9 protein-coding genes are annotated in these 9,193 nt (G+C 70.5%); 6 read left to right on the plus strand and 3 right to left on the minus strand.

What is annotated here, in order from left to right; all coding sequences use genetic code 11:
* The first annotated feature begins 40 nt into the window (after positions 1-40).
* From hutH to RWO82_RS05230, 6 genes are all read left to right on the plus strand, one after another.
* Positions 41-1,576: a histidine ammonia-lyase gene (gene hutH, locus RWO82_RS05205; protein ID WP_314424265.1), complete on the plus strand. Its 1,536-nt coding sequence runs from the start codon at positions 41-43 to the stop codon at positions 1,574-1,576.
* Positions 1,573-3,228 carry a urocanate hydratase gene (gene hutU, locus RWO82_RS05210; RefSeq protein ID WP_314424268.1) on the plus strand — a complete coding sequence of 552 codons (1,656 nt, stop codon included), beginning with the start codon at positions 1,573-1,575 and terminating at the stop codon, positions 3,226-3,228. The genes hutH and hutU overlap by 4 nt, the downstream gene beginning before the upstream one ends.
* Entirely contained in the window at positions 3,225-4,439 is a 1,215-nt protein-coding gene (gene hutI, locus RWO82_RS05215) for an imidazolonepropionase (RefSeq protein ID WP_314424271.1), read from the plus strand. The genes hutU and hutI overlap by 4 nt, the downstream gene beginning before the upstream one ends.
* Positions 4,420-5,325 carry an arginase family protein gene (locus RWO82_RS05220; protein ID WP_314424274.1) on the plus strand — a complete coding sequence of 302 codons (906 nt, stop codon included), beginning with the start codon at positions 4,420-4,422 and terminating at the stop codon, positions 5,323-5,325. Before hutI ends, RWO82_RS05220 begins: the two co-directional genes overlap by 20 nt.
* A 126-nt stretch (positions 5,326-5,451) precedes the next feature.
* Positions 5,452-6,495, plus strand: coding sequence for a Gfo/Idh/MocA family oxidoreductase (locus RWO82_RS05225; protein WP_314424276.1), 1,044 nt, complete (start codon positions 5,452-5,454; stop codon positions 6,493-6,495).
* 7 nt (positions 6,496-6,502) lie between these two features.
* Positions 6,503-7,567, plus strand: a complete 1,065-nt coding sequence (locus RWO82_RS05230; RefSeq protein ID WP_314424278.1) for a hypothetical protein — start codon at positions 6,503-6,505, stop codon at positions 7,565-7,567.
* Between the two features lie 4 nt (positions 7,568-7,571).
* Here RWO82_RS05230 and RWO82_RS05235 read toward each other — a convergent pair whose 3' ends face one another.
* From RWO82_RS05235 to RWO82_RS05245, 3 genes are all read right to left on the minus strand, one after another.
* The gene (locus RWO82_RS05235) at positions 7,572-7,790 is read right to left on the minus strand and encodes a hypothetical protein (RefSeq protein ID WP_314424281.1); all 219 of its coding nucleotides are present in this window, start codon (positions 7,788-7,790) and stop codon (positions 7,572-7,574) included.
* Between the two features lie 22 nt (positions 7,791-7,812).
* Positions 7,813-8,637, minus strand: a complete 825-nt coding sequence (locus RWO82_RS05240; RefSeq protein ID WP_314424283.1) for an SDR family NAD(P)-dependent oxidoreductase — start codon at positions 8,635-8,637, stop codon at positions 7,813-7,815.
* Positions 8,638-8,776: 139 nt separating this feature from the next.
* Positions 8,777-9,193, minus strand: a 417-nt coding sequence (locus tag RWO82_RS05245; protein ID WP_314424285.1) for a DUF445 family protein, incomplete at its 5' end; no start/stop codon positions are given.

Consider the following 9,193-nt stretch of genomic DNA (forward strand, 5'->3'; position numbering starts at 1 on the left):
CCCTCTGCCGAGAGCGAGCCTCGGGGTGTGGAATCGAGACATGAGTCATCCGTCCCCCGTTCTCGTCGGCGCCGCACCCCTGAGCCCCGCGGATGTCGTCGCCGTCGCCCGGCACGACGCTCCCGTCACCCTGACGCCAGAGTCGATCGAACGCGTCGCCGAGACCCGCGCCGTGATCGACGGGCTCGCGGCCGACCCGCATCCGCACTACGGGGTCTCGACGGGGTTCGGCGCGCTCGCCACGACCTTCATCGCACCGGATCGTCGTCTGCAGCTGCAGGCGAGTCTCATCCGCTCGCACGCCGCCGGGACCGGGGCCGAGGTCGAGCGCGAGGTCGTGCGCGGCCTGCAGCTGCTGCGCCTGCAGACTCTGGCGTCGGGTCGAACCGGTGTGCGACCGGTCGTCGTCGAGACCTACGCCGCGCTGCTCAACGCCGGCATCGTGCCGGTCGTGCGAGAGTACGGCTCTCTCGGATGCTCTGGCGACCTCGCGCCTCTCGCCCACATCGCGCTCGCCGCGATGGGGGAGGGAGACGTCCGCGACGCGGAGGGTGCGCTCGTTCCGGCAGCCGACGCCCTGGCCGCCGCGGGGATCGAGCCGCTCACGCTGGTCGAGAAGGAGGGGCTCGCGCTCATCAACGGCACCGACGGGATGCTGGGCATGCTCGTGCTGGCGCTGCAGGATCTCGCGGACCTGCTGCTGACGGCCGACGTCGCCGCCGCCATGTCGGTCGAGTCGCAGCTCGGCACGGACGCCGTCTTCGCCGCCGATCTCATGGCGCTGCGTGCGCAGACGGGGCAGGCGGAGTCCGCGGCGAACCTCCGTGCGTTCCTGCGAGACTCGCCGATCGTGCACAGCCACAAGGGGCCGGAGGACGGCCGGGTGCAGGACGCCTACTCGCTGCGCTGCTCGCCCCAGGTGCACGGAGCCGCGCGCGACACCATGACGCACGCCGCGATGATCGCCGACCGCGAGCTCGCCAGCGTGATCGACAACCCGGTCATCACGGTCGACGGGCGTATCGAGTCGAATGGCAACTTCCACGGGGCGCCGGTCGCGGCGGTGCTCGACTTCCTCGCCATCTCGGTCGCCGATGTCGCCTCGGTGTCGGAACGCCGGACCGACCGCGCGCTCGATCCCGCACGGAGCCACGGACTGCCGCCCTTCCTCGCGGACGAGGTCGGCGTCGACTCGGGGCTCATGATCGCCCAGTACGCCGCCGCCGGCATCGTGTCGGAGCTCAAGCGGCTCGCCGTGCCCGCATCCGTCGACTCCATCCCGTCGTCGGCCATGCAGGAGGACCACGTCTCGATGGGCTGGGCGGCTGCCCGCAAGCTGCGTCGCGCGATCGACGGTCTGGGTCGCATGCTGGCGATCGAGATCCTCACGGGCGCCCGTGCACTCGATCTGCGGGCGCCACTGCAGGCCGGCCCCGCGACCGGCGCCGTGCGCGACCTCGTCCGCACGGTCGCCGCCGGGCCGGGCCCCGACCGATTCCTCTCACCCGACATCGAAGCCGTGACCGCGCTCGTGCAGTCCGGCGCCGTCGCCCGCATCGCACAGGAGCACGCATGACTGACACGACATCCCGGATCGTCCGCGCCCCTCGGGGAAACCAGCGCACCGCCAAGAGCTGGGGCGCCGAAGCCGCCAAGCGGATGCTGATGAACAACCTCGACCCCGAGGTCGCCGAGCACCCCGAAGATCTCGTCGTCTACGGCGGCACAGGCAAGGCGGCACGCAGCTGGGAGGCGTACGACGCGATCGTGCGCACGCTCGACGAGCTCGAGCCCGACGAGACGCTGCTCGTGCAGTCGGGCAAGCCGGTCGGCGTCTTCCGCACGCACGAGTGGGCGCCCCGCGTGCTGATCGCCAACTCGAACCTCGTGGGGGACTGGGCGACGTGGCCCGAGTTCCGCAAGCTCGAAGAGCTCGGCCTGATCATGTACGGGCAGATGACCGCGGGCTCGTGGATCTACATCGGCACTCAGGGCATCCTGCAGGGGACCTACGAGACGTTCGCGGCCGTCGCACGCTCGTTGGGCAGGGACTCGCTCAGGGGAACGCTGACGCTCACCGGAGGTGCGGGGGGAATGGGTGGCGCGCAGCCGCTCGCCGTCACGCTCAACGAGGGCACTGTGCTGATCGTCGATGTCGACGAGTCGCGACTGGCCCGCCGGGTCGAGCACGGCTACCTCGACGAGTACACCGCCGACCTCGATGCGGCGGTCGCACGGGTCGTCGCCGCGAAGGAGGCCGGTGACTCGCTCTCGGTGGGCGTCGTCGGCAATGCGGCAGAGGTGTTCCCCGAGCTGCTGCGTCGAGGCGTGCCGATCGACATCGTGACCGACCAGACCAGCGCGCACGACCCGCTCGCCTACCTGCCGGTCGGCATCTCGGTCGCGGACTGGAGGGCCGAGGCAGAGCGCGACGCCGAGGAGTTCACGCGGCGCTCGCGCGAGTCGATGGCGCAGCACGTCGCCGCGATGGTCGCGTTCCAGGATGCGGGCGCGGCGGTCTTCGACTACGGCAACTCGATCAGGGCCGAGGCGCAGCTGGGCGGCTTCGACCGCGCCTTCGAGTTCCCCGGCTTCGTGCCGGCGTACATCCGCCCGCAGTTCGAGGAGGGTCGCGGACCTTTCCGCTGGGCGGCGCTCTCGGGCGACCCGGAGGACATCCACAAGACCGACCGGGCGATCGCCGAGCTGTTCCCGGAGGACAAGGCGCTGCACCGCTGGCTCGAGAAGGCCGGCGAGAAAGTGCACTTCGAGGGCCTGCCCGCGCGCATCTGCTGGCTCGGATACAAGGAGCGCCACCTCGCGGGCCTCAAGTTCAACGAGATGGTGGCCTCGGGCGAGCTCGCCGCGCCGATCGTGATCGGGCGTGATCACCTCGACTCGGGATCCGTGGCCTCGCCGTATCGCGAGACCGAGGCCATGAAGGACGGCTCGGATGCGATCGCCGACTGGCCGCTGCTCAATGCGCTGCTCAACACGGCATCCGGTGCCTCATGGGTCTCGCTGCACCACGGCGGAGGCGTCGGCATCGGTCGCTCGATCCACGCCGGGCAGGTGACGGTCGCCGACGGGTCGGCGCTCGCCGCCGAGAAGCTCGAACGCGTGCTCACGAATGACCCGGGCACCGGGGTCATGCGTCACGTCGACGCCGGCTACGAGCATGCGCGCGATGTCGCTCGCGAGCGCGGCCTGAAGGTGCCGATGCTGTGAGCACCGTGTTGATCACGAACATCGGCGAGCTGACGACCAATGTCCGCTCGCTCCACGGCGACCGATTCGGCACTCTCCACGATGCGGCGGTGCTCATCGACGGCGGGAGGGTCGCCTGGGTCGGCTCCGCCCCCGACGCGCCAGCCGCGGATGCCGTCATCGACGCGGCAGGACGAGCCGTGATCCCGGGGTTCGTCGACAGTCACAGCCATCTGGTGTTCGGCGGCGATCGCGCCGACGAGTTCGAGGCGCGCATGGCCGGACAGAAGTATGCCGCCGGCGGCATCCGTTCGACCGTCGCCGCGACCCGAGCCGCGAGCGACGACGAACTGCGTGCGCGACTGAGAGGGTTCCTCGACGAGATGCTCGCCCAGGGCACCACGACCGTCGAGATCAAGAGCGGGTACGGCCTCAGCGTGCGAGACGAGGAGCGGGTGGTGCGGCTCGCGGCCGAGGTCACGCCCGAGGTCACCTTTCTCGGAGCGCACGTCGTGCCCGCGGAGTATGCCGACCGGGCGGACGAGTACGTCGACCTCGTGACGGGGCCGATGCTCGACGTCTGCGCTCCCCATTCGAAGTGGATCGACGTGTTCTGCGAGACCGGTGCGTTCTCGGTCGAGCAGTCACGACGAATCCTGGAAGCAGGCATCGCGAAAGGCCTGACGCCCCGCGTGCATGCGAGCCAGCTCGGGCCCGGCGGCGGGGTGCGTCTCGCGGTCGAGCTCGGCGCTGCGTCCGTCGACCATGGCACCTACCTGACCGACGACGACATCGAGGCTCTCGCGGCGTCCGACACCGTGCTCACGTTGCTGCCCGGCGTCGAGTTCTCGACCCGGCAGCCGTATCCGGACGCGCGTCGGCTGATCGATGCGGGCGTCACCGTCGCGATCGCCTGCGACACCAACCCGGGGTCGAGCTTCACGTCATCCATGCCGTTCTGCATCGCGATCGCGGTACGCGACATGGGTATGACTCCCGCCGAGGCCGTGTGGGCAGCGACGGCCGGGGGAGCGCGGGCACTGCGACGCGACGACATCGGAGTGATCGCGGTGGGAGCGCGTGCCGACATCGTGCTGCTGAAGGCACCTACACGCACTCACCTCGCGTACCGGCCGGGGGTGCCCCTCGTGCAGCAGGTCTGGAAAGACGGCGCCGCGATGCTCGGCGCCCCGACGACCGGAGCGGAGGATCATGGCTCTCTCGCACGATGATCTGTGGCCCCGCGCGGGGTCGTGGCCCTCTTTCGAAGGTCGGGATGACGCGGATGCCGTGCTGCTCGGCGTTCCCACGTGGCGCACCTCGCTCTCACCGACCGGCGCCCACGCGACGCCGGCGGCCATTCGCGACGCCCTGACCCGCTACAGCGCCACGCTCATGGGGCCGCCGGTGGTGGATCTCGCCGCAGTACTGCGCGTGCTCGACGCCGGCGACATCTCGGAGCCCGACGGCGACGACGGCATCGCCTCGACGGTCGCGCGAGTGCGCGAACTCGCTGACTCCGCCCGTCTGGTGATCGCGCTCGGTGGCGACAATGCCCTGACCTATCCGGTGGCGCGGGGAGCGGGTGCCACCGGTCTCATCACGATCGACGCGCATTTCGATCTGCGTGACGGGGTGTCGAACGGATCGCCGGTGCGACGGCTCGTAGAGGACGCCCCAGAGGGCGAGCGGGTCGACCCGTCGCGAATCGTCCAGATCGGCATCGCCGACTTCGCGAACTCCGCGGCCTATGCCGCGCGCGCCGCGGAGTGGGGCATCCGCGTCATCACCCTCGACGAGGTGCGGCGCCGAGGGATTCCGGACGTCGCGGCCGAAGCGGCGCGTATCGCGGGGTCGGGGCCGGCTGCCCGCATACATCTCGATGTCGACGTCGATGCGGCCGACCGCGCGGCTGCCCCCGGGTGTCCGGCGAGCGTGCCCGGCGGGTTCGCCGCGGCTGAGCTCCGCGCACTCGTGCGCGCGACCGTGGCCGACCCGCGCGTGGTCAGCGCCGACATCGCCGAGGTCGACGCCACCGCCGACACGGATGACATGCGCACGGTGCGGCTCGCGGCCCTGTGCGTCCTGGAGATGCTGGCGGCCCTCGCCACGCGCTGACGCCTGCACGTCGTCGATTCGGTTCACACGATCCATGCGCGACACGTCGGTGCCGCCGCGCCGTCGTCCGATCGGCGATGTCTACGCTGGGGGGAATCCCCCCCCCCAGCACCGAAAGGCTCATCAATGTCGCTGACCCTCCCCGCTCCGTCTCTGCCCGACCCGACGACCGTTCCCGCATTGCGCTGGGGTGTCATCGGCACAGGCATCGCCGGCAAGTTCGTGCACGCGATCCATGCCCACACCGAGCAGCGGGCGGTCGCCGTCACCGCGCGTGATCGCGGCAAGACCGAGGCATTCGCCGCCGATCACGGCATCGCACGAGTGCTGCCGAGCGTCGACGCGCTCGTCAGCGACCCCGAGATCGATGTCGTGTACGTCGCGACGCCGCATCCGCTGCACCGCGATCAGGCGCTCGCGGCGATCGCGGCAGGCAAGCACGTGCTCATCGAGAAGCCGATCGCGATGTCGTCAGCCGAAGCCCGCGAGATCACGGATGCCGGCCGCGCGGCCGGCGTGCTGGTGATGGAGGCCATGTGGACCAGGTATCTGCCGCAGACCGATGTCATGCGCAGGGTGCTCGCCGACGGTGTGATCGGTGACCTCCGTCTGGTCACGGCCGACTTCGGTTTCACCATGCCCTACGTGCCCGAGCATCGACTCTGGGATCCGGCGCTCGGAGGAGGCGCGCTGCTCGACGCCGGCGTGTATCCGATCTCCTTCGCGTCGTCGGTTCTCGGCGCGCCCACCGAGATCGTGGCCCGGGGAGACAGCGGGCCGGGTGGTGTCGATGTCAGGGCCGACCTGCTGCTGTCGTATGCCTCCGGTGCCCGGGCGTTCGCCAGCACGTCGTTGCAGACCGCGATGCCCGTGACGGCCGCGGTGCTCGGCTCGCGCGGCCGCATCGAGATCGGCAGCCCGTTCTTCGGTCCCTCATCGATCAGCGTGACCCTCGGCGGTTTCGGCTCGTCCGAGACGGCCACCTTCTCGGACGACCGTTTCGAGGCGGTCCACGCCGGCCTCGGTTACCAGGCGACCGCGCTGGCCTCGTATGTCGCGGATGGACGAGTGGAGTCCCCTGTGCACACGCATGATGACGTCATCGGCGTGATGCACGTGATCGACGTGGCCCGCGCGGCGATCCGCGAGTCGGCGCCCTCGGCGGATTGAGCGCGTCATGAGCATCGTCGGTCAGATGCTGCAGGGACCTCGGGGGCGTCGCCTGTGCCTCGCCTCCGTGTGCAACGCCGACGATGCCGTGAGGACCGCGGTGTTCTGGCTCGGACACGAACTCGATCCGAATCCGGGAACGATCATCCGATTCGGTGCCGACGACGGTGAGCCCGTCGCGGACCCCACGTTCACTGCCGCCGAGGTCGCCGATCTGATCCGGCGCGTCGATCTCCCCCTGCCCTCGGCGCAAGCCGTGCGCGATGCCCTGGGCGAGTCCGTCGACCATGCGCGGTACTGGCAGGAGCCGGACGGCACGGATGCGGTGGCCGCGCTGCCCGAGGTGCACGACGCGCTGCGCCCCATCGCCGAGCGACTCGTGTCGGCCATGCCCCACCTGACCGCACCGTTCTCACCGACGCAGTGGGCGGTCGACTGGCGGCCGGCGTCTGACGGGACGCCGCTCGACCGCGATCCGGCATCCGTTCTCACGGCGTGGTCGCAGGAGCAGCGGGACGAGGAGAAGCAGGCGTCGCACGATCGCCCCTCGGATCCGAGTGCGAACTTCTCGGGGTCGTGGTGGTCGGTTCCGTGGCGGCTGCGGACGACTCGCGCCCACGCGATCGACGCGCTGCAGTATGTGGAGGACTCGCTCGGCTGGAAGGTCGCGACCGTGATTCCCGTGCGGGGAGCCGGCCGGATCCTCGAGGTGGCCTCGGCTGACGACTGGGCCGAGCTGTGCCGGGAGTTCCCGATGGACGTGACGGCGTCTCGTCGCCACGACTGGTTCCGGGTGACGGCACGCGGCGGACGCTGGGTCATCCCCGACTGGGAGCGCGTGGCCGAGCGGTGGGACGCCGTGCATCTCACGACTCTGGGATACCTCTCGGCGGCCACGCGCCTCATCGAGGTCGACGACGAGCGAGCGACGGTCATCGGCGGGTGGGCGCCCGACTCCACGGTGTGGCTCACCGACGCTATGCGCGAGTGGGAGGAGCCGCGTCAGGAGTGGCGCTTCGTCGAGGACGGGAGCCGGTGGCTGTGGGAGCCGACGGGCGAACCGGGAGCCTGAAGCGTCACTCGGCGACGTATCCGGTCGCCGGGTCTATCGACGCGAGGAATCCCCGGATGAACGCGACGGCCTCGTCGTCGGTGGGCGCAGCGCCGTCGGAGCGACCGGCCGCGAATCCGTAGCCGGGGCGGGGGCCGCTGACCCAGGAGTACTGGATCGAGTCCCCGTCACGGTCGACGTCGAAGGTCTCGCCGTCCACGGTGAGGGTGAAGAGCCTGGTCATGGGCCGATGCTCGCACGGAGCGCTACCCGACAACGAACCGGGGATCGTGCTCGTAGTCGTGTCGTCTGAGATCGAGTGCTGCGGCGACCTGTGCGGGCGCGTCGTCACCGACGAGGACGCGCAGGCGTCGGTCGTCTTCGGAGGCGACGTGCTCGAGGACGGCTGCCGCGGCATCCGCCGGTGTCGTGCCGCCACCCGACTCGCCCGCGGGCCACGGGACCTCGGCGGTGCCGAACAGTTCGGTCCGCTGCTCGTCGTAGACCTCGGACGGCGCGCTGAACCGCATGCTCGTCCCCGCCCACGCCGTGTCGAGCGCACCCGGCTCGATCAGGGAGACCCGGATGCCGAAACGTCGCACTTCCGCGGCCATCGCTTCGCTGAAGGCCTCGAGCCCCCATTTGCTCGAGTTGTAGAGACCCAGCATCGGCATCGTGCCCACCGCTCCGACGGTCGAGATCTGAACGATGTGTCCGCCGCCCTGCTGCCGCATGATCGGGATCACGGCCTGGCTGAGCCAGAGCGGGCCGAGCAGGTTCGTGTCCATGATCGCGCGCACGTCTTCTTCGGATGCCTCCTCGACCGCGCCGATCAGGCCGTAGCCGGCGTTGTTGACGAGCACGTCGATGCGTCCGCGCCACTCGGCGGCACGCCGCACCGTGTCGTGCGCTGCGACGCGGTCGCGCACATCGAGGGTCATGACGGTCAGCCGGTCGTGATCGGGCAGCGCGTGTTCGCCGCGGACCGTCGCGACGACGGTGTGTCCCGCATCGAGGGCGGCCTCGACGAGGGCGCGTCCGAGGCCGCGGCCGGCGCCGGTGATCATCCAGGTCTGCGGCGATGAGCTCATGGGGCGATCGTACCTACCGATCCCTCGCAGCAGAGGTTGCCGACCGGGCGGTTCGAGCGGTCAACTCGGGGTGACCGGCGAGCCGACCGGACTCCCGGTGAGCGTCACGCGTGCGTGCCCGCCACCACGATCCGCAGCGTCAGACCCCCGGGATGAGCAGGTGCGCGATCGTGAAGATGGCGAGGCCCGCGAGAGCTCCGACGAACGTGCCGTTCAGGCGGATGTACTGCAGGTCGCGTCCGACCATGAGCTCGATCTTCTCGGTGGTCTCGATCGGGTCCCAGCGCTCGACGGTGTCGGTGATGATCGAGGCGATGTCGTGGCGGTAACGGTCGACCAGGAAGACCGCCGCATCCGACACCCAGGTGTCGACGCGGTGCTGCAGAGCAGTGTCGGTGGTGAGTCGGTCGCCGACCTCCTGCAGGGCCTGGGCCGCGCGGACGCGCAGTCCGCTCTCGGGGTCGGCCAGCGCGGCGAGGAGTCCGTTCTTGGCGGTGTTCCATGCCTCGGCGGCGAGGGCGCCCACGCGCGGGCTGTCGAAGAGCGAGGACTTGGC

The sequence above is a fragment of the uncultured Microbacterium sp. genome (assembly GCF_963521645.1).
Classification (GTDB): Bacteria; Actinomycetota; Actinomycetes; order Actinomycetales; family Microbacteriaceae; genus Microbacterium.